Source organism: Enterococcus hulanensis (genome assembly GCF_005405485.1).
Lineage (GTDB): Bacteria > Bacillota > Bacilli > Lactobacillales > Enterococcaceae > Enterococcus_A > Enterococcus_A hulanensis.
In genome coordinates this window covers 164,120-183,545 of sequence record NZ_BJED01000007.1, presented here as the reverse complement: position 1 = coordinate 183,545, position 19,426 = coordinate 164,120, and the positions used below count along the sequence as shown (strand labels likewise).

Below are 19,426 nucleotides of genomic sequence, written 5' to 3'. Positions count from 1 at the left end.
GAGGGCTTTAAATGTTGGTTCAATCAATAGTTTTAGGATTGATTGGTGTGTTTGTCATGCTAGACTCCCGTTTGCTGGGCCGCTTGAACTTCGAACGTCCGTTGATCGTTGGGACGCTGGTTGGTTTGGCCTTAGGCGATTTGGAGAAAGGATTGCTCGTCGGGGCATCGATTGAGTTGATCTCTTTGGGAGTGGTTCAGGTCGGCGCGGCAGTGCCTGCTGATATGACCTTAGGTGCCATTATCGCAACAGCTTTTGCTATTTTATCTGGTTCAAATGCAGAAACAGCTTTAACGATCGCGATTCCGATCGCTATTTTAGGACAGCTTTTAGGGATATTGATGCGAACGGTCTTAGCTAGTATGACTCACCGGGGCGATGCCTTGATTGAGGAAGGAAAGTTCAAACAGGTCCAGCACATCCACATCGTCTGGGGCACGATCTTGTATTCATTGATGTATTTCATTCCGATTTTCTTAGCAATTTATTTCGGTACTGATTTGGTTAAGTCAATCGTCGATGCGATCCCTGAATGGATCACTGACGGATTAAGCTTGGCAAGTAAGCTTCTGCCAGCCTATGGGTTTGCTTTGCTGCTGCAAACGATGCTGTCTAAAAAGATGATGCCGTTTTTAGTTTTAGGTTTCCTGATCACGGCTTATTCAGGGCTAGGAATTACCGGTGTCGCACTCTTTGCGGGAATTGTAGCGTTTGTGATGTATCAAATCGAAGCGAATAAATCTGGCGGCAGCGGCGGTAACGGTTCAGCAGAAGAGCCTGATGCATTGGATGATTTATAAAAGGAGGTTAACAAAATGGCAAAAGAAAAGGATCAAAACGCTCGTAAATATTGGCAATTTTTCTGGCGCTCATGGGCCATTCAAGATTCTTGGAACTATGAACGTGCCATGAATATGGGATTCTTATATGGTATAGCACCAACGCTAGACCGTATTTACAAAGATCCCAAGGATGTAGAATTAAAAAAAGAAGCCTATCAACGACACATGCTGTATTACAACTGCACGCCGCAAACAAGCGCATTCGTATTAGGTTTAGCGGCATCAATGGAAGAGCAATACTATGAGGATCAAGAAGGCTTTAACCCTGATACGATCAACTCTGTAAAAACTTCATTGATGGGACCATTATCCGGTATTGGCGATTCCTTCTTCCAAGGAACTGTGCGTGTTTTAGCATTCGGCTTAGGGATCAATTTAGCTCAGCAGGGAAGTATCTTAGGTCCGATCCTAGCGATGATCATTTCCTTTGTTCCATCATTTCTTGTGACTTACTATGGCGGGAAATTTGGTTATAGCATGGGGAATAAATATTTAACGAAATTATACGAAGGCGGATTAATGGATCGTGTGATGTATGTATGTTCGATTATCGGTTTGATGGTGATTGGTGCAATGATCGCCAGCATGATCGGAATCACAACACCGATTAAATTTGGTAAAACCTTCATCTTACAAGATGTTTTAGACAATATCATGCCGCAAATGCTGCCATTTGCCTTAACCATGTTTATGTATTGGCTGCTGCAAAAGAAGGTAAACACGAGTATCATGCTTTTGATTTGTATTGTCGGCGGATTGATTTTAAGCGCATTAGGAATTTTTGTTTAATTTGGTAGTTGAAGCAGTTCTGTGAGGAAAAATATCATAGAATGTTTCTCTAAATAAAAAAAGAAAAACTGAGGAGGAATTCAGAAAATGAATTCAACGATGGAAGCAAAAGAAATTATCAGAGAGATTGTAGGAAAACAAGAAGTGAAACACGTTGTTTTCGTTGGCTGCGGCGCATCAAAAGCAGATTTGTATCCAGCAAAATACTTTTTAGACCAAAATGCGAAACAATTACGCATCAGTCACTACACAGCCAACGAATTCAACTTTGCGACACCAACTTCGGTCGATGAGAGCACAGTTGTGATCTCGGCTTCACTTGGAGGTGCAACTCCAGAAACAGTAGAAGCCAATGCAGTTGCCAAAGATAAAGGTGCTACAGTAATTAGTTTAACACGAATAATTGACGCGCCGTTAACAAAAGATGCAGATTATGTGATTTATCATGGATTTGCTGAAAACTATGCAACCAAACTTGAAAAAACCGGATACTGCTTATTACTGGCGGTAGAATTATTGAACCAAGTTGAAGGCTATGAACACTATGACAAAATGCTGGACGCTTTTGCTAAGATTTATGATTTGGCACAAGAAAGTGCAGAATCAGCACGAAAAGCTGCTAAGCAATTTGCTCAACGTTTTAAAGATGAAAAAGTTATCTACATCATGAGTAGCGGTGCAACACACGAAGTTGCTTACTCATCATCAGTTTGCTTGATGATGGAAATGCAATGGATCAATTCAGGTACATTCCATGCCGGCGAATTCTTCCATGGCCCATTTGAGATCGTTGACAAGGACGTGCCATTCATCCTATTAATGAATGATGGAAAAACACGGGCGATCGATTCTCGCGCATTAGCCTTTTTAGATCGCTTTGATGCAAAAACAGAGGTTGTGGATGCGTTGGACTATGGATTATCTGCTCATATTGAGAAGGAAGTGTTAGATTACTTCAATCCATTTGTGATCACAGCAGTATTCAGAGTCTATGCTGAAGAGCTATCTTATGCCAGAGAACATCCATTAACCAAACGTCGCTATATGTGGAAACTTTCTTACTAGTCGCAAAAAAAATTGCGAAAAAACTGAGATACTTCGTCTCGGTTTTTTCGCTTTATTAAAAATTTATGAGCCTTAGAACAAATGAAATGCTATACAATAGAGATGAAGGTACAAAAATCGATGAAAAGCAGGTGATGAAAAATGAAAAAAGAATTAGATGACTATTTATATGAACTGACAATGAATTTAAAAGAGGGGTCCGAGGAGCGTTTTTCGGCTTATAAGATCGCTGAGTCACTGCAACTAAATCGAAGTACCATCAGCAGCTACTTGAATCAAGCATTTCGCGAGGGGGAACTAGTAAAAATAAAGAGCTACCCCGTCTTGTTCCTACATAAGAAAGCTTTAGAGGATGCCTCGATTGAGACTGTCAAATTAGAGTATGATTCGTTGGAGGAATTGTTTGCACAGGACCAAGGAACTGCGATCGAAAAAATCATCGGAGCAAACGGCAGCTTAAAGGAAGCCATCGATCAAATCAAGACGGCTGTTTTATATCCTCATAATGGATTACCGATCTTATTGATGGGAGTCAGCGGTTCGGGCAAAACTTTTTTAGCAGAAAAAATCTATGAATATGCCAAAGAGCAAAAAGTAATCGATGGGAAGGCTCCGTTTATCGCTTATAACTGTGCCCAGTATTTTAATAATCCGGAATTACTATCCTCGGCATTATTTGGCCATACCAAAGGGGCCTTCACGGGAGCAGATAATGAACACAGCGGCCTGATTGAAAAGGCAGATGGCGGGATCTTATTTTTAGATGAGGTTCATCGTCTATCAGAAGAGGGCCAGGAAAAATTATTTACTTTCATGGATTCTGGCGAGTTTTCGCCGATGGGGGATACGAGTATTCGGCGAAAAGCCAATGTTCGTCTGATCTTTGCGACGACTGAAAATGTTTATTCGGCCTTTTTGCCGACTTTTTTAAGACGGCTGCCAGTCATCGTTACCTTGCCAAAATTCCAGAATCGGCCACAATCAGAACGTCTGCGTTTGATTGACTCCTTCTTTATTACAGAGAGCAATATCCTTGATAAGGAGCTGCAGGTTTCTTACCAAATGATCGATTTTCTATTAAACAGTGATTTAGAAGGAAATGTCGGCAAGATCAAGAACATTATCAAGTACGCCTGCGGCAATGCTTATGTTCATCAGAAAAACCGGGAAACGATTGCTGTTCGTTTAAAGGATTTGCCGTTGGAATACAATCTCAAGTTCAAAGAACAATTCAGCAAGCCGAAAAAGAAGATGTCCAATCGAACCTATCTGCCAAATACCACGCAGCAAATCCATTTGGAAAGCAAAGAAACCCAGCTGCTGCGAAATTTCTTTACTGAAGTTGTTTCAGACTTCAAAAAGGTTAAACAAAAAGAGAATCTGGCAAATAAGTTTATTGAGGATAATGTGGCTCGGGTCACTCAGATGATGGATGAATTCATTTTTCAGGGGACCTATGAAAAAGAAGAATCGCTGTATTCAGTATTGACTTACCATATTCGCCAAACCTTGGATATGATGTATGAAAATTATGGCTTCGAGCAAGATGGTAATCGGGTAGTTTCTTTAGCCAGTTATCTATATTTGAAGGACAATACCGATATATTGAGCAGTCATTATGAATGGCAAGAGCAAAAAAATGAGCTGATGGAATTTTTGGATACCTTTTTGGAAACGCCTTTTTGGTATGCGAAAAAACTGTTGAATTATCTGTCTCAACAGTTAGACCAGCAATTACTGGAAGAAGACATTGTTTTTGTCACTTTCTATTTTTACAGTCTGCAAATCAGCGACCTGCCAAATGATGTGAAATGTGTGGTATTGGCTCATGGCTATTCAACCGCCAGCAGCTTAGCCAATGTCGTGAATCGCATGCTGGGAAAAAATGTCTTTCAAGCCTATGACATGCCGATCAATATTACTTTGGATAAGGTAGAAGCGCAAATCATTCGTTATATCAATGATTATCGTACAGACTCTGGCTTGATTTTACTGGTGGATATGGGTTCTTTTAATCAATTAGGGGAACGCTTATCGAATCATATAAAGAGCCCCTTAGTCATCATTGATAATGTTAGCACGCCGCTTGTTTTAGAAGTAGGCCAGCATATCATTAACGGCAATAGCGTGACCGATGTGTATGAAGCAATAACGGTGGAAAATCGCATCCAAAAACAGTTGATCATTCCAGAAGTGAATAAGAAAAAAGCGATCCTTACTTGCTGTTACACTGGAATGGGCAGTGCGACTCAGATCCAAGAGATTTTGCAGAAATGTTTGGGTGATTCTGCAAAAGAGCTGACGATCCTGCCTTATGATTATAAAAAACTAGCGGAAAACAAAATGTATGAAACCCCATTTCAGCTGTATGATGTTTTAATGATCGTCGGCACGGAAAATCCAAAGATCAATCAAGTTCCTTATATTGGCTTGGATCAGCTGATTAATGGAGAAGCGGTTTCAGAATTTGCTCAAATTCTGCATGAACAAGTCGATATTGACGATGAAGTCTTCAAAAGTCAGTTGATCTTCAATTTCTCAATTAATAAAATCGTGGAGAATTTAACGATCCTTGATGCGACGAAGGTCCTTAGGCTTGTTCAAAAAGCTGTAATGGAGCTTGAGAAATTAATGGGAATCGAGTTTTCAAATAATCAGCTGTTCCTGCTGTATATGCATTGCTGTTCTATGATCGAACGAATTTTACGCAAGGAAAGTGTGGATGAGCAAGAGGATATTGAAGACTATGTCCAACAAGAAGGCCATAATATGGAATTGATTCATCAGGCGTTTCAGAAAGTAGAAAAGGAATATACGATCGAGATTCCTTTGTTGGAGCTGCGCTTATTAAATGACATTGTGAAGGACTAGGTGAAAAAATGAAAAAAGCAATAATATTTGATATGGATGGGGTATTAATCGATAGTGAGCCGTTCTATTTCGAACGTCGAATGGATTTTTTTAGAGCCAAAGGAATCCGGCCGGGCTCGGATCAATTTGATGACTATGTTGGCAACTCTGAAAAACAAACCTGGGAGGTGCTGATTCCTAACGATGAAATCAAGCGGGAACAGCTTCGTCAAGAATACCTTCATTATAAAACACAGCATCGCATTGATTTTTCAAAAGCATTAAGAGATTCAGTGCCTCAAGTGTTGAATGCTTTAACTGACGCTGGTTTTTCTCTAGGTTTGGCATCGTCCTCGCCTCGCAGCGAGATTGATCAGATGCTAATGGATTGCCAATTGAAGAATTATTTTTCTTATACGATCAGCGGAGAAGAGGTAAGAGAAAGCAAACCCAATCCGGAAATCTATTTAATTTGCCAAGCTAAACTAGCTTGCGATGACAACCTAGCAGTTGAGGATTCCACCTTAGGGATTGCCGCGGCTAAAGCAGCCGGCATATACACAGTTGCTTTAAAACAGCCTTTTCAGATGGATCAAACAGCGGCTGATAGTATCATTAATGATCTAAATGAATTAATTACATTGCCGCGTTTAGCCAAGTAAATATAAAGAAAACTCCTTACAAATAAGCGTAAGGAGTTTTCTTTTGATAATTTCTTGTTGCAAAACAGTTTTGTTTATATTAGAATTGACCCAATCAATAATGAGACATTGAAGAGAAGAGTAATTGATCGTGAAACGATTAAAGAGACCCTCGGCAGGTGAAAAGAGGGATCGTGGAAAATCAATGAAGATGAGCTCTGAGTCTTCAGCTTGTTCACGCAAGCTGGACGGGAAGCGACCGTTATATCGCCGGATATGTTTGTATCGTTGAGGTATTATTTTGAGAATAATGCGAATAAGGGTGGTAACGCGAAAATATTCGTCCCTTTATTTATCAGTAAGCTGGTAGATAAAGGGATGGATATTTTTTTTATTTGTCAAAAAGAATTGGGAGAGTGTTTGTATGAAAAAATTTGGTTTCGTAATTTTGGTTTTAAGTTGCTTTTTATTACTATCAGCTTGTACTTCAAGTGGGGCTGAGAAAACAGATAAGGTGAAAATTGGCGCTTCGCCAACGCCCCATGCGGAGATTTTGGAGCATATCAAGCCTGAGCTGAAGAAAAAAGGAATTGACTTGGAAATTGTAAAGTTCGATGACTATGTTTTGCCGAATAAGGCTTTAGAAAATGGAGATATTGATGCCAATTATTTTTCAACCGTTCCGTATTTTAACCTGCAAAAGAAAGAGAACGGCTATAAATTTTCAAATATTGGAGCAATCCATCTGGAACCGATGGGGATTTACTCGCATAAGATAAAAAAAGTCAGTGATATTCCAAATGGAGCAAAAGTGATCGTTTCAAATGTACCTTCTGAATGGGGACGTGTGTTGAATATTTTTGTCAAAAATAAGTTGATAAAAATCAAATCCGGCATAGCGATCGACAAGGCTACCTTCGACGACATTACAGAAAATCCTAAGAATTTGGTTTTTGAACATAGTGTCGATCCAACGCTGTTGACTTCGGCCTATGAAAACAACGAAGGCGATCTGGTGGCGATTAACTCTAACTTTGCCTACGAAAAAGGACTGAATCCAGTAAAAGACTCATTGATGATCGAACAAAACGATTCTCCTTATGTCAATATTGTCGCGGTGAAATCGAGTGATAAAAATAATGAGGACCTCAAAAAAATCGTTGAAGTCCTGCATGAACCTAAAGTCCAAAAATGGATCGAGAAAAAATGGGGCGGCTCGATCGTTCCCGTGAATGAATAAAAAAGGATAGGTGAAAAGAATGGAACGAGCAATATTTGCAGGCGGATGTTTTTGGTGTATGGTCAAACCGTTTGACAGTCTGCCCGGAATCGAATCAGTGATTTCTGGTTACACAGGAGGATCAAAAGCAAATCCTACTTATTTAGAAGTAAAAAGCGGAACAACAGGACATACAGAAGCCGTTGAAATAATTTTTGATCCGGCTTTGATTTCCTTTAAGGAATTAGTTGAGATTTATTGGCAGCAAACCGACCCGACAGATGCCTTCGGTCAATTTGAAGATCGCGGCAGCAGCTATCGCCCGGTCATCTATTATTTTGATGAGCAGCAAAGAAAGATCGCCGAAGACAGTCGTTCGGCATTGCAAAATAGCGGCCGATTTGATCAACCGATCGTAACGCAAATCGAACCGGCTGCTGCTTTTTATCCAGCCGAGGCCGAGCATCAAGATTATTATCAAAGAAATCCCGAGAACTATAAAAAGAATGCAGAAAGAAGAAAGAAATTTATTGGTGAGTTTTGGTAATCGCAAGCTTTAAAAGTCAACTTGACTGATCCCGATAAAAACCTCGCAGAAAGTGTCTAAGTATCGAGAGGTTTTTGATTATCATGCGATTTATAATGATAAAAAAGGGGGCTATATGATGACGACAATGAAAATCGAAGCGGTTTTTGATGAGAATATTGACAGGGTTTGGGAGGTAGTCACGTCATTATCAACTAGCGAGTGGCGAAGTGATCTCAGCTCGATCGAAGTAAGTGATGATCAAAAAAGTTTTTATTGAGTATACTAAACAGGGTTATCCCACGAAGTTTACGATTACTGCGTTTGATTCGCCGCAGTTTTACGCGTTCACAATGGAGAATGATAATATATCCGGAAAATGGACCGGTGAATTTCAAAAGCTAGCCGCTCGCAAAACAAAAATTATTTTTACGGAGGATGTCACTGCGAAAAAATTCTACATGAAGCCCTTTGTAAAGAGCTATCTAAAGAAACAGCAGCAAACCTATGTCCATGATTTAGCCGCTTATTTGGCAAAAAATTCTCACGCTTAAAAATCAAAAAAGCAAGCGAGATTGTGTTTGAGAAAAATTTCAAAAAAATTTTCTCAAATGTGACATATGTCCTAATGGTTATTCCGATAAAGCAATAGAATACAGATATAGGAGGTGCTTACTATGATGATCCTTATCTTATTCATTCTTTGCATTATCGGTTTAACCGCAATTAAACAATGGAAAAAATACCAATCCAAATTGATTTATTGGGAACGTATCAATGAGCTGGAAGAACAACGTAAAAATCAAATTTTGCGCAGAGCGCTTATAAATCAACAGCTAAAATAGATAGCCATCCGCTTCTCTAGAACTGAGGGAGTCGGACGGCTTCTTTTTTTATTAATAATTGATTTTAAAATATTCTGCCTCTGAGGATCGTTCCTTTAACTGTTCCTCATCTATAATTTTGAATTTTCTTTTTTCCCTTTGCAAAATGCCGTCATCGCACAATTTATTCAGCAGCCGCAGCAAATGACGATAGCTGATGCCAATAGTGGCAGCGACATCGGTCAAATTATCAAAGAAGTAATTTTTGTAGGCTCCTTGAAGGATATAGGTACTTAACCGCTGTTCGCCAGAATATAGTGCATTGGAGGTGTAATTGTGAGAGCTGTTGATCAGATTCTCTGAAAGCCCCTTGGCCAACGTAGTCATGAAGGTGAGATTTTTAAAAATCGAATCGTGGTCATCATGAAAAGGCACAACGATTACCTCAAAAGGAGAAAGAGTGATCACCGAGGCAGTCGCATAACTTGTATTAGACATTAGTTCAACGTCGCCAATCAAACCGCTTGAAAGATAGTAGGCTAACACCAAATCTTTTCCACTTGGAGCGCTGGTGCAGACCTTGGCTTTGCCAGAAACAACGATCATGATGTACTTATATTCCACGCCTTGCGAAAAAACTGTCTCGCCTGAATTGTAATGGCGAACTTCGCAAGTAGCTTGATGATCCAAAAGTCCGTATTTATCTAGTAAATCCAAATGATGCTTTTTTAGATTTCCTGTCATATGATTCACCTCACTTTTCGCAACCGTTTTTCAATTCATAAGTATTTTACTATGAATGGACTTCCGCTGCCGAGAATTCGATCACTTAGAAGTAATTATTTTATTATAGTAGAAAATAATTTAAACCAGCCTTTATTGATGAATATCACCGATGAAATATCTGCTGAACAAACATCCGTACTTTTCATAAAAGCAGGCAATCAGATTGATCCGGTATTTTATTAAGTAACCTTGACCATGATCTGCAATTCCTTTATTGTGAGTTAGTAGCGGTCCTTTTTTACCCAGTATACTAAGTAAATGCAGCCAGATTAAATTAGAAAAAAAGACCCAGCAATATTTGTCTCGACTAATCGGAAGAAACTATTAAACGAATTACTACGTGGAGGAATTTATGATACGAATTGCTTTGTGCGACGACGACCGGTCGATTGCCCAGCATGTGGAAGCAAGTATACAGACACTCGGGATTCTCGATTGTAGCTTGGATGTCTTTTATGATGGAAAGAAACTGATTGATTATATAAGTGCTAATCAGACGCAGTACAATATCTACTTAATGGATATCGAGATGCCTGAACTAAACGGCATTGAAGCAGCGACGCTTATTCGTCGGCATGACCAGAATGCTTTAATACTGTTTATAACGGATCATCAGGAATTCGTTTATGATGTTTTTGAGGTACTGCCTTTTCGATTCCTGCGCAAGCCGGTAAAAGCTGCGGAGCTCAATCGTTCATTATCTGCGGCTGTTCAGCACATCAATACTTCAGGTCAGCTGTTTTTCTATAATGTAGGTCATGAAAAGCACCAGCTTCTTTATAGAGATATCTTGTTTTTTGAAAGCAGCGGACGCAAAGTGACGATCCATAGTATTTCTGGAGAAACAGAGATTTATGGAAAGATTGCGAAAATTGCCGAAACAGTTGATAAAAATATATTCGCTCAAACACATGTCTCTTTTCTCGTGAACTTAGAGTACGTACGTTCAATCAGACAGGCAGAGGTGATTCTTTCTGACGGGGCGATCCTGCCGATCAGTAAGAGATATCAACGTGAAATCAAAGAGCGGCATCTGTTGTTTATGGAAAGGCGGTGTGGTGAATGAGCGCTTATGAAATTGTTGTGATTGGTCTTTTTATACCGATTAACTTCTATTTAGTTACTCGACTATTTAATCATGTTTTCATTAAGAGGCAAGAAGCCCGAGGGATGCGTGTGAAAAGATGGATCTTGTGTCTCGGTGTTTTAGCCGTGCTTATTTTGCTTGGCTTTCGCCCGCTGCCCTATGTTACCGTTTTAGTCAGTATGATTTTGTTGTCCGGTTATGAGAAGGATCGTCAGAGAATGGCCTTAGTCGGGCTGGTAATGTTTTCCATCAGCGTATACTGGATGCTGCTCTTTGATTTGATAACCCGAGTCTTGCCGCAGCCAGTCTTTGAAGGACCCATTCTTTCTTTCTTATATGTTGGATTTTTATGGCTGATTTATTATATCGGTTTAGCAATCTTGTATGAATTATTACGCTACACTACTTCGCGGCAGACTCAGCAGCTCCCGAAGAATATGTGGTTCATGCTGCTGCTGATTCCGACGATTTGCTTGGTGTCTTATGTATGCTGCTACTATGCTGTGATTTTGCAATCGCAAAAAATCTGGAGTGCAATGGTCATCCCGCTTTCATTCGCTATGTTGTTTATCAACAGTATTTTACTCATGCTTTATGATTCTCTGGCAACCATGGTGAAGGCAACCAGGGAAAAAGCTCTGCTGGATCAACAGCTGCAAATGCAAAATGAATACTATACGCGATTGCATACAGCTCAAAAGCGAATCGCTGCCTTGAACCACGATATGAAAAATCATTTGCGGACAGCTTCTCAACTAGCTTCGACGACTGCCGATAGCGGCGAATTAGTAGCTTATTTGGACTCAGTAGCTCAACGACTTGGCAAAATTAACACAGTGATCTCTACTGGTAATCCAGGACTAGATTCAATTTTAAATATAAAAATTGCTGAATTAGCGTCAGAAAAAATTCCGATAGATATTCAAACCCATATTCCGCCAAGTCTTCAGTTAAATTTTGAACAAGCTGTTGTAATTTTTGGCAATCTCTTGGATAACGCGAAGGAAGCTTGTCTTGCACTGGAATTTGAACAGCGATTTGTTAATATTCGGCTTTCTTATGCTAATGAGATGCTGTTTATTCAGCTTGAGAACAGCTCATTACCGATTGAGAAATGGCAAGATGGATTGCCTTGTTCCACCAAAGAAGATTCGCTAGTCCATGGTTTAGGGCTGAAAAACGTACAAAAGATAGTTGAAGAAAACGGCTCGATGCTGGTGAAAGCTGAAGGCGGCAAATTTGTTATAACGATTACACTTTATCTTCAATTACCCAAAAATGACAATTACTCTACCCAAAAATGACAAGTAATCAGGATTCCTCACGAACTGCGCTATGATAATTTCATAAGTTGAAAGGAAAAATTCAACAAATTAAAATGCAGCAGGAGGAAATGGAAATGAAAAAAGTGGTAAAGGTATTGATGGGAATTGTTATTGGGCTTGGAGTAGTATTTGCACTGGAATTAGTGGGAAATGTTGTTTTTACTAAATACGCATTAAATCATGAAACGGCAGCCAATTTTGAAGAAAGGCTTCCCGAAGAGGCCTCAATGATTGAAAGCATAAGTCATTCGATAGAGGAGACCGCAAAGGAGATCCGCGAACAATATGAAGATTATGACGATAGCGTTCCTATGGGTGTTATCTGGGAAAACTCGTTAGATCGTACAGTTAATCAAAAGGTTGAAAGCTTGACTAATTTGAGTTTCGAGGCGCACTCTGAATCGAAGCCTAAGCAGAGTGAGGACTCAGAACTGAAGCAAGATCTATCTCGAGATGCTTGGGAAACCTGTAACAGTACATTGAATCGCGAGTTGCTAAATGGTTCTAAGAAACAGCGCATTGAGATTGTCTCTGCTAAAGACGGCAGCGTTTTAAAAAACTTAGCAACGACTTCTGAAATTTCGAAACTTTTTTCCGATATTAAAACAGATGATTGGGAATTGATTTTTAACGCACCGATAGCTAAGCAGGCAAAATATGAATATGTCATTTATCAGGAATTAAATTTACCATCAGGCAAGAAGATGAAGGAGGTAGGACGCTATCTTACTTATGCTGATCAAGACTATGTCGTTTTCAAACAAACATTCATGTCTTTAGGCTCTCCTGATCTGTACTTGAAGGTTTCAAAAGATACAAAATCTTTATTAAATAAGATTTGAGCTTCAACGATCGTTCTTTAAAATCCATATTTGAATAAATGGATAGTAGTGTTGAAAAAGATTCCCAACGAAATTTCAATCAAGTAAAGCAGCATGTGATCAAAGCATGCTGCTTTTTTTGTTTCATAATTTTTTAATCCTGAGATGCTTATCAAAAAAAGAATGGATTTATAAGTATGTTAAAAATACTCTCATTCAATATGAGGAATTGTAAAAAGTTAAATGAAAATTACGTTGAATAACTAACTTTTTTTTAAAAGTAATAGGGAGCTTTAATACTACGTTTGTGCAATTTTAGAAGTTATTTTAAATGATTTGCATTTTTATAAAAATTGCATGTGAAGTATGCTACAATAATTTTGTATTGAAAACGTTTGCATATTGAGGGAGGAAAATTTATGACAAAAACTGTGATTGTAGGTACAAACCATGCTGGTATCGCTGCAGCAAACACGCTCTTAGACAACTTCGAGGATCAAGAAGTTGTGATGATCGATCGCAACAATAATCTCAGCTATTTAGGCTGCGGAACTGCCTTGTGGGTAGGAAGACAGATCGATTCTTATGAAAATCTCTTCTATACTAAGCGCGAAGATTTTGAAGCTAAGGGTGCAAAAATCTCTATGGAAACAACCGTTGATCGAATCGATTATGATAAAAAAGAGGTTCACTGCATCGATAAGAATGACGAAGCTTTCGTTGAATCCTATGATAAATTGATTTTAGCAACTGGCTCGGTTCCGATCTCTCCAAAAGTTCCAGGCCGCGACTTAAAAAATATCCACTTCCTGAAAAGATTCCAAGATGGACAGGCCGTTGACCAGCTTCTAAGCACAGAGGGAATTAATAAGGTTGCGGTAATCGGTGCTGGCTATATTGGCGTGGAAATCGCCGAAGCAGCTAAGCGTCGCGGTAAAGACGTCCTGCTGTTCGATGCAATGGAACGTTCCTTACCAAGCTACTATGATAAATGGTTTACCGACGATATGGATGCTATTTTGCAGGAACATGAGATTGAGCTGCACTTCGGTGAATTGGCGCTGGAATATAAGGGAGCCGACAAAGTTGAATCGATCGTGACTGATAAGGGTGAATACGGTGTTGATCTAGTCATCAATGCAATCGGGTTCTTGCCGAACAATGAATTGGGCAAAGAGCATTTAGAATTATTCAAGAACGGTGCTTATCTAGTGGATCGTCATCAACAAACAAGCGATCCAGATGTCTATGCTGTCGGTGACTGCGCAACGATCTATTCAAATGCGCTGCAGGATACGACCTATATCGCGTTGGCTACTAATGCAGTCCGTTCGGGTATTGTTGCTGGTTATAATGTTGGCGGAGTGGGCTTAGAATCGACTGGTGTACAAGGCTCAAATGGTATTTCGATTTTTGGTCTCCACATGGTTTCGACTGGTTTATCGGTGGAAGCTGCTGCGAAAAATGGTATCAAGGTCAAGTATACGGACTTTGAGGACCTTCAGCGTCCAGGCTTTATGAAAGAAAATGCGACTGTAAAAATCAGAATCGTTTATGAAGAAGATTCTCGTCGAGTAGTTGGCGCCCAATTATCATCGACAGAAGATATTTCTGCTGTAATCCACATGTTCTCATTAGCAATCGAAGAACAAGTGACGATCGATAAATTAAAATTGTTAGATATCTTCTTCCTGCCGCACTTTAACCAGCCGTATAATTATATTACGATGGCTGCTTTAGGGGCTGAATAAAATAAAAAACGGAGCTGCTGCATTTTTTGCAATAGCTCCGCTTTTTTATTTGCCAGTATTTATAATATCTAAAATTTTTTGATAGTTTTGATCCTGAAAGATTTGATAATGTAATTTCTCATACAGCTTAACAGCATGATGACTCCAAGTTTGGGTGCTTAAATAAAGATCTTGGTCAGGATAGTAATCATGAAGTAATTGGGTGACACGAATCGCCAGTGCTTTTGCCAATCCTTTTCGTTGCTCTTCAGGTATAACGCCTAACCAGTGAAGCCGAGGATACCCGTCTTCTGTCCACCATGCAGTAAAGGTGCCGACTTTTTGACCTTGAGGGTTTTCAATAAAGAGCATCCTTCTTTTCAATTCTTCCTGAAATGGCGCGAAAGAATTTTTGAAGTAGTCAGCCGCATCTTTTTCTGTCTCGAATTCTAAGACAGCTGTTTCGATGCGACACCAATCTTTTTCATCTCCCGGTTGATAAAAAACCATGCGATAGCCATCAGGTAATTGAATTTCCGGCAGCGCAGGAGCGTTCGACGGGCGGAACATCGTAAATGGAATAAAAGGAACTGATTTATCCAACATAACAAAACCTCCAATTCTTCTCTTATCAAAAGCGTATCACGGCAGAAATACAAAAGCCAGCTAGTATTTGCTATTTCAGCAAAACGTTTGTTCTCCATAAAACATCTATTATAAAGAAAATGGAGCCAATGCTCGCGATAGGTATTATATAATGAATAGAGAAATCGGAATTCAGACTTATTCGGGATTGTCAAGAAATTTTTGTAAGTAATTGAGGATGGAAATTTATTGCAGTTTTTGAGTAATGAAAAAGTTTGGGAGGTAGTTTTATGTCAAAAAGAGTTTTTTTTAGTTTTTACTATGAGAATGATTTATCAAGGGCGCTGGTTGTTAAAAATAATTGGGCTTTAAAGGAAAATGAAGAGTCTGGTTTTATCAATAAGGCCGAATTTGAACGGATCAAACGTGATGGTGAAGATAGTATCAGGCGATGGATCGATAAGCAGTTAGCCGGAACCTCTGTGACAGTCGTATTGATCGGAAGCGAAACACTGGATTCAAAGTATGTTCAATATGAAATCGAGCAGAGCTACGAACGAGGCAATGCGATCATGGCTTTGAAAATCGGCAAAGTCAAAAATCTTAGTCAGAAAACATCGATCAGCCAATCAGTGGTGAAAATCGTTGGAAAGAGAAAAAATGGTGAACTGCTTTGGTTTGATGAGATCATAGATGGGGAATATGATTACATCAAAAATGATGGCTACAATAATCTTGAAAAGTGGATCGAAAATCTTGCTAAGGTGAAAGAACAGTAAATAAATTTTCCGGTTTTCTATTTGGATTTCTGTGAAGTGCTCGCTGATTATTTAAAGGAGATTATGAGGGCGAATGAGAAGAATAAAGGGGATAAACAAAATAGCGTTTTTGGGAGAGAAGAAAAGGACAAGAATTTGAACAGAAAGTTCAAATCTTGTCCTTTTCAATTATTTTGATAAAGCTAAGGCCAAGGCTTTTTGCACAGCCACGATATTCTTATCTTTTCTAAATTGAATCGTTTCTGCCGGCAGCTCAGTGCTGGAAATCCAAATCTTCAGTTCCGCATCCAAATCAAAATGTCCGCTGGTCTCTACTGAAAAACGTGAAATGGAGCGATAAGGGATTGATTTGTACTCGACCTTTTTTCCAGTCATCCCTTGTTTATCAACCAAGATTAAACGAAAATCAGTAAAGACAATCAAATCCCGGACCAATTTAAAAGCTAGAGAAACTGATTCTCCCGTTATTAACACTTCAGCTAATTTCTTTTCAACCGCCTCGTTATTATGCTGACTGGCGTTTCCCATCAATCCATCAAAAATACTCATAAACAACCCTCTTCCTTTTTAATCACTAAACTAATTTTAGCCGATTGATTTTAAAAAGACCACTGCTAATCAACTTCAAGTAAAATGAGTTCAAACCAAAGTCATACTTTCACAATAATTATTTTTGTTCTTTTTAACTAAAATGCCCTTGCTTATCTAAGGGGCTTTCGTTATACTCGGAAGGGAAAAGAGCCCGGTTTAAAAATTGGGAGGTTGGAGGTGTTCTCATGCTTAAAAACTATCAACGGTGACTGTGAAATCAATCATTACTTAGAGTTTCTAAGCCAGCAGAACAACTGACTTTCCTCCGCTCAACTTTTTTTGCGACCAGCTAAAAGGGCTATTAGGTGTGTAAAAAAATAGTTTCAGGGAGGAAACATACTTATTAAGTATGTTTTTTTGTTGTGCACAAAAGTGGTCTTTGATACTGCTGAAAACGTTTCAAGTGAAAAATCAAACTTTTAAAGGAGCAAGAAGATGAAAAAAGTGTTTGCAGTAATCAGCTGTCTACTATTAACAGCATTAGTTGTCTATTCAAAAACCGAAGAGGTCCATGCGGCGGATAAATCCAACAAGGTTCAACGTTTAGTGAAAAGCAAAGATATCAAAGAGGATGATTTCTTTGTAAATGCTAAATGGTTGAATAAGAAACTGAAGGATGACGATGAAACGGTCGTGATCGAGGCATCATATGGCGAAGGAAAAGACTACAGAAAAGCACATATTCCAGGTGCGCTTCATATCGATACAATGGAAATCGAAACGGAAGAAAACAATTGGAATATTTTAGACGCAGAAACCTGTAAAAAAGTTTTCTTAAAACGCGGAGTGACTAAATCAACTCCTCTGGTTGTGTATTCTAGCGATATCAACGCGGCAGCTCGCGTGGCTTTTGTGGCTTACTGGCTGGGTGTCGATGATGTGAAGATTTTAGACGGCGGCTTGAAGGCTTGGGAAAAAGCCGATTATAAAGTAAGCGGTGATCTTGAAGCAGGACCAATAGCGAAAGATTTTGGTACAGAGGTTCCTGCACGTCCAGAAATTTTAATTTCAACATCAGCCGATTTATTGGCGGCAAAAGAAAAAAATCCTGACTTGGTATTGGCAAGTATCCGTTCTTGGAAAGAATTTACAGGGAAAACCAGCGGCTATGATTACATTGAGAATGCTGGCGAACCAGAAGGCGCGGTTTACGCAAAATCAAGTAAAACAAGTGCTGACGTGGCGCAACTGATGAATAACGATGGCACTGTCAAAGAACCAACGAAGATTTTTGCGGCTTGGAAAAAATGGGGGATCACACCAGATAAAGAAGTTGCGTTTTATTGCGGAACCGGCTGGCGTGCGGCAACTGCCTTCTTTATTACAAAACAAGAAGGCTGGAAAGATGTTAAACTGTTTGATGGCGGCTGGTATGATTGGGACAAAGCGCATCAAAAAGACCCAAGCAAATATCCTGTGCAAGTTGGCGATCCAAGAGATGAAGATAAAGTGAAGATCTTAAACTAATGAAAATGCTTCGATATTTTCTGCACCTAGTACAATTGGGCTTGATTTATGCAGTGTATCTAGTAGATGATCTTTACAAAAATCACTTAGGCTTTATGCGAAATGTCTCATTTTATTCCCATAAGGTTGAGGCTAACACGTTCGGCAGCAAGTTGTATTTGCTGCCGGTCTTGTTAGTGGTAATCGCGCTTTTATTATTACTAAAAAAACGCAGTGTTGAAAACTTGATTCTGCTTTTAATTGGACTTGCCTTTCTAATTTGGCAGTTAGCCTTCACGTTACAAACGGCACCAATCTACTATTTAGTAAGTGGTATTTTGTTTATCGGATTTCTACTGCAACTAATCATTGTTTTATTAAAAAGGAGCTAATCAGTCTGATGGATTACTCGGAAAGAACAATTGAAATGGCACGATTGATCGCAGAAAACTGTACGAGCTGCAAACGCTGCATGAAGGATTGCCTCTTTTTGCAGCAGTATTGTGAAGATCCCCAGAAATTATTTCAACAATTTTTGGAGGAAGGTCTGGAACCAATCATTCCATACTCGTGCATGCTGTGCGGTCGCTGTACCGTAGTGTGCCCGCTGCAATTAAAATTAGATGAAGCATTTCTAGCGATGCGTCAGGATTTGATCAAAGATGGACTGCCTTTAAAACAGTTAAAAAGTGTTGAGATGCATCAGAAGCTTTCTACGAGTAAGCTATTTACAGCGGTGAATCGAGGGGATACAAAATGAAATATGGTTTTATGGCAGGTTGTTCGCTGAGCTCAAGCAATCCGCAGCAAGTTGGACAAATTATCGAATACCTGAAAAAGTATTATCCTGATTTAGCGGTTATTCAAGGCTGCTGCGGCAAACCAACGCGTATGATCGGTCAAGAACAATTGTTTCAAGAGCGCTTCAGTAAATTGACTGAGCAAGTCCAGCAAGCAGAGATTGACGAATTGATCGTCGCTTGCCAAGGCTGTATTAAGACGATGACGATTCAAAATCAGTTTCCTACTTCTTCTTTGTGGGTAAGAATGGCAGAATTGGGCTTGCCGCAAGAACTAATCGGCAAAGCCAAAGACAGCGATGTGGTTTTCTCTGTTCAAGATTCCTGCCCGACAAAAGAAATCACGGAGATTCATCAAGCGGTTCGTTACATATTGGATCAGCTAGGCTATCAAGTTGCCAAAAACCGTTTAACGGGGAAAAATACCCTATGCTGCGGCATGGGTGGAATGTGCGGTGTTTCTAACCCGGCGTTAGCAAAGGATTTTGCTGAAAAACGTGTGGAGGATTTCAAGACAGATCACATCGTGACTTATTGTGCCAGCTGCACCTCGGCGATGATTCTAGGTGGTGGTCAGGCCTGGCATTTATTAGATTTAATATTTGGCGAGGTCATACATAAGGCTGATACAAGCCCGGCACACCCGTTAGACAATCCATTACGAGCATGGAAAAATCGTTATCAATCAAAAAAAATCGTAACAAAAGCATAGGAGAAACG

22 protein-coding genes and 1 other annotated feature are annotated in these 19,426 nt (G+C 39.5%); of the genes, 19 read left to right on the top strand and 3 right to left on the bottom strand.

Annotated features, from left to right (window positions below):
• Positions 1-11 precede the first annotated feature (11 nt).
• From FFR60_RS09755 to FFR60_RS09715, 10 genes are all read left to right on the top strand, one after another.
• Positions 12-800 carry a PTS mannose/fructose/sorbose/N-acetylgalactosamine transporter subunit IIC gene (locus tag FFR60_RS09755; RefSeq protein WP_137663995.1) on the top strand — a complete coding sequence of 263 codons (789 nt, stop codon included), beginning with the start codon at positions 12-14 and terminating at the stop codon, positions 798-800.
• Between the two features lie 15 nt (positions 801-815).
• Complete coding sequence (locus tag FFR60_RS09750) at positions 816-1,631, top strand: PTS system mannose/fructose/sorbose family transporter subunit IID (protein WP_137663994.1); 816 nt, start codon at positions 816-818, stop codon at positions 1,629-1,631.
• Between the two features lie 87 nt (positions 1,632-1,718).
• Positions 1,719-2,696: an SIS domain-containing protein gene (locus FFR60_RS09745; RefSeq protein WP_137663993.1), complete on the top strand. Its 978-nt coding sequence runs from the start codon at positions 1,719-1,721 to the stop codon at positions 2,694-2,696.
• Between the two features lie 141 nt (positions 2,697-2,837).
• Positions 2,838-5,567 carry a sigma 54-interacting transcriptional regulator gene (locus FFR60_RS09740; RefSeq protein ID WP_137663992.1) on the top strand — a complete coding sequence of 910 codons (2,730 nt, stop codon included), beginning with the start codon at positions 2,838-2,840 and terminating at the stop codon, positions 5,565-5,567.
• 8 nt (positions 5,568-5,575) lie between these two features.
• Entirely contained in the window at positions 5,576-6,208 is a 633-nt protein-coding gene (locus FFR60_RS09735) for an HAD family hydrolase (protein ID WP_137663991.1), read from the top strand.
• 99 nt (positions 6,209-6,307) lie between these two features.
• Positions 6,308-6,538, top strand: a binding site (T-box leader).
• A gap of 73 nt (positions 6,539-6,611) precedes the next feature.
• Positions 6,612-7,427: a MetQ/NlpA family ABC transporter substrate-binding protein gene (locus FFR60_RS09730; protein WP_137663990.1), complete on the top strand. Its 816-nt coding sequence runs from the start codon at positions 6,612-6,614 to the stop codon at positions 7,425-7,427.
• A gap of 19 nt (positions 7,428-7,446) precedes the next feature.
• On the top strand, positions 7,447-7,953 hold the full coding sequence (gene msrA, locus FFR60_RS09725; protein WP_137663989.1) for a peptide-methionine (S)-S-oxide reductase MsrA: 507 nt from the start codon (positions 7,447-7,449) through the stop codon (positions 7,951-7,953).
• Positions 7,954-8,068: 115 nt separating this feature from the next.
• On the top strand, positions 8,069-8,212 hold the full coding sequence (locus FFR60_RS23125; RefSeq protein ID WP_307723315.1) for a hypothetical protein: 144 nt from the start codon (positions 8,069-8,071) through the stop codon (positions 8,210-8,212).
• A complete protein-coding gene (locus tag FFR60_RS09720; RefSeq protein ID WP_307723314.1) occupies positions 8,190-8,486 on the top strand; it encodes a DUF3284 domain-containing protein in 297 nt (98 codons plus the stop codon). The genes FFR60_RS23125 and FFR60_RS09720 overlap by 23 nt, the downstream gene beginning before the upstream one ends.
• Positions 8,487-8,609: 123 nt before the next feature.
• On the top strand, positions 8,610-8,777 hold the full coding sequence (locus FFR60_RS09715; protein ID WP_171004907.1) for a hypothetical protein: 168 nt from the start codon (positions 8,610-8,612) through the stop codon (positions 8,775-8,777).
• Positions 8,778-8,828: 51 nt separating this feature from the next.
• On the opposite strand, the gene FFR60_RS09710 is transcribed toward FFR60_RS09715, so the two are convergent.
• Positions 8,829-9,500 carry a Crp/Fnr family transcriptional regulator gene (locus FFR60_RS09710; protein ID WP_137663988.1) on the bottom strand — a complete coding sequence of 224 codons (672 nt, stop codon included), beginning with the start codon at positions 9,498-9,500 and terminating at the stop codon, positions 8,829-8,831.
• A 394-nt stretch (positions 9,501-9,894) separates the two neighbouring features.
• On the opposite strand from FFR60_RS09710, the gene FFR60_RS09705 reads away from it, so the two are divergent.
• The 4 genes from FFR60_RS09705 (at position 9,895) to nox (ending at position 14,526) form a co-directional block, all read left to right on the top strand.
• Complete coding sequence (locus FFR60_RS09705) at positions 9,895-10,608, top strand: LytR/AlgR family response regulator transcription factor (protein ID WP_137663987.1); 714 nt, start codon at positions 9,895-9,897, stop codon at positions 10,606-10,608.
• A complete protein-coding gene (locus FFR60_RS09700) occupies positions 10,605-11,933 on the top strand; it encodes a sensor histidine kinase (RefSeq protein ID WP_137663986.1) in 1,329 nt (442 codons plus the stop codon). Before FFR60_RS09705 ends, FFR60_RS09700 begins: the two co-directional genes overlap by 4 nt.
• 89 nt (positions 11,934-12,022) lie before the next feature.
• Entirely contained in the window at positions 12,023-12,796 is a 774-nt protein-coding gene (locus tag FFR60_RS09695; protein ID WP_171004906.1) for a hypothetical protein, read from the top strand.
• A 398-nt stretch (positions 12,797-13,194) separates the two neighbouring features.
• Complete coding sequence (gene nox, locus FFR60_RS09690; protein ID WP_137663984.1) at positions 13,195-14,526, top strand: H2O-forming NADH oxidase; 1,332 nt, start codon at positions 13,195-13,197, stop codon at positions 14,524-14,526.
• A gap of 45 nt (positions 14,527-14,571) precedes the next feature.
• On the opposite strand, the gene FFR60_RS09685 is transcribed toward nox, so the two are convergent.
• A complete protein-coding gene (locus FFR60_RS09685; protein ID WP_137663983.1) occupies positions 14,572-15,111 on the bottom strand; it encodes a GNAT family N-acetyltransferase in 540 nt (179 codons plus the stop codon).
• 269 nt (positions 15,112-15,380) lie between these two features.
• Here FFR60_RS09685 and FFR60_RS09680 point away from each other — a divergent pair, with 269 nt between their 5' ends.
• On the top strand, positions 15,381-15,869 hold the full coding sequence (locus tag FFR60_RS09680; protein ID WP_088932463.1) for a TIR domain-containing protein: 489 nt from the start codon (positions 15,381-15,383) through the stop codon (positions 15,867-15,869).
• Between the two features lie 168 nt (positions 15,870-16,037).
• Here the strand turns inward: FFR60_RS09680 and FFR60_RS09675 are convergent, their stop codons facing one another.
• Positions 16,038-16,418 (bottom strand): PH domain-containing protein, encoded by a 381-nt coding sequence (locus tag FFR60_RS09675; RefSeq protein WP_137663982.1) that lies wholly within the window; start codon positions 16,416-16,418, stop codon positions 16,038-16,040.
• A 477-nt stretch (positions 16,419-16,895) separates the two neighbouring features.
• Between FFR60_RS09675 and FFR60_RS09670 the strand changes: the two genes are divergently transcribed.
• Genes FFR60_RS09670 through FFR60_RS09655 form a run of 4 tightly spaced genes read left to right on the top strand, consistent with a single transcriptional unit; the run spans position 16,896 to position 19,418 of the window.
• Positions 16,896-17,927 (top strand): sulfurtransferase, encoded by a 1,032-nt coding sequence (locus FFR60_RS09670; protein WP_088932465.1) that lies wholly within the window; start codon positions 16,896-16,898, stop codon positions 17,925-17,927.
• Positions 17,927-18,298, top strand: a complete 372-nt coding sequence (locus FFR60_RS09665; RefSeq protein ID WP_137663981.1) for a hypothetical protein — start codon at positions 17,927-17,929, stop codon at positions 18,296-18,298. The genes FFR60_RS09670 and FFR60_RS09665 overlap by 1 nt, the downstream gene beginning before the upstream one ends.
• An 8-nt stretch (positions 18,299-18,306) precedes the next feature.
• The gene (locus FFR60_RS09660) at positions 18,307-18,666 is read left to right on the top strand and encodes a 4Fe-4S dicluster domain-containing protein (RefSeq protein ID WP_137663980.1); all 360 of its coding nucleotides are present in this window, start codon (positions 18,307-18,309) and stop codon (positions 18,664-18,666) included.
• Positions 18,663-19,418 (top strand): heterodisulfide reductase-related iron-sulfur binding cluster, encoded by a 756-nt coding sequence (locus FFR60_RS09655; protein WP_137663979.1) that lies wholly within the window; start codon positions 18,663-18,665, stop codon positions 19,416-19,418. Before FFR60_RS09660 ends, FFR60_RS09655 begins: the two co-directional genes overlap by 4 nt.
• Positions 19,419-19,426: the final 8 nt, after the last annotated feature.

Coding starts and splice junctions, on each gene's coding strand:
- FFR60_RS09715 (WP_171004907.1), top strand. CDS start 8,610: ATGATGATCCTTATCTTATTCATTCTTTGCATTATCGGTTTAACCGCA.
- FFR60_RS09710 (WP_137663988.1), bottom strand. CDS start 9,500: ATGACAGGAAATCTAAAAAAGCATCATTTGGATTTACTAGATAAATAC.
- FFR60_RS23125 (WP_307723315.1), top strand. CDS start 8,069: ATGATGACGACAATGAAAATCGAAGCGGTTTTTGATGAGAATATTGAC.
- msrA (WP_137663989.1), top strand. CDS start 7,447: ATGGAACGAGCAATATTTGCAGGCGGATGTTTTTGGTGTATGGTCAAA.
- FFR60_RS09740 (WP_137663992.1), top strand. CDS start 2,838: ATGAAAAAAGAATTAGATGACTATTTATATGAACTGACAATGAATTTA.
- FFR60_RS09695 (WP_171004906.1), top strand. CDS start 12,023: ATGGAAATGAAAAAAGTGGTAAAGGTATTGATGGGAATTGTTATTGGG.
- FFR60_RS09665 (WP_137663981.1), top strand. CDS start 17,927: ATGAAAATGCTTCGATATTTTCTGCACCTAGTACAATTGGGCTTGATT.
- FFR60_RS09735 (WP_137663991.1), top strand. CDS start 5,576: ATGAAAAAAGCAATAATATTTGATATGGATGGGGTATTAATCGATAGT.
- FFR60_RS09755 (WP_137663995.1), top strand. CDS start 12: ATGTTGGTTCAATCAATAGTTTTAGGATTGATTGGTGTGTTTGTCATG.
- FFR60_RS09720 (WP_307723314.1), top strand. CDS start 8,190: ATGATCAAAAAAGTTTTTATTGAGTATACTAAACAGGGTTATCCCACG.
- FFR60_RS09705 (WP_137663987.1), top strand. CDS start 9,895: ATGATACGAATTGCTTTGTGCGACGACGACCGGTCGATTGCCCAGCAT.
- FFR60_RS09700 (WP_137663986.1), top strand. CDS start 10,605: ATGAGCGCTTATGAAATTGTTGTGATTGGTCTTTTTATACCGATTAAC.
- FFR60_RS09730 (WP_137663990.1), top strand. CDS start 6,612: ATGAAAAAATTTGGTTTCGTAATTTTGGTTTTAAGTTGCTTTTTATTA.
- FFR60_RS09680 (WP_088932463.1), top strand. CDS start 15,381: ATGTCAAAAAGAGTTTTTTTTAGTTTTTACTATGAGAATGATTTATCA.
- FFR60_RS09685 (WP_137663983.1), bottom strand. CDS start 15,111: ATGTTGGATAAATCAGTTCCTTTTATTCCATTTACGATGTTCCGCCCG.
- nox (WP_137663984.1), top strand. CDS start 13,195: ATGACAAAAACTGTGATTGTAGGTACAAACCATGCTGGTATCGCTGCA.
- FFR60_RS09655 (WP_137663979.1), top strand. CDS start 18,663: ATGAAATATGGTTTTATGGCAGGTTGTTCGCTGAGCTCAAGCAATCCG.
- FFR60_RS09670 (WP_088932465.1), top strand. CDS start 16,896: ATGAAAAAAGTGTTTGCAGTAATCAGCTGTCTACTATTAACAGCATTA.
- FFR60_RS09750 (WP_137663994.1), top strand. CDS start 816: ATGGCAAAAGAAAAGGATCAAAACGCTCGTAAATATTGGCAATTTTTC.
- FFR60_RS09660 (WP_137663980.1), top strand. CDS start 18,307: ATGGATTACTCGGAAAGAACAATTGAAATGGCACGATTGATCGCAGAA.
- FFR60_RS09745 (WP_137663993.1), top strand. CDS start 1,719: ATGAATTCAACGATGGAAGCAAAAGAAATTATCAGAGAGATTGTAGGA.
- FFR60_RS09675 (WP_137663982.1), bottom strand. CDS start 16,418: ATGAGTATTTTTGATGGATTGATGGGAAACGCCAGTCAGCATAATAAC.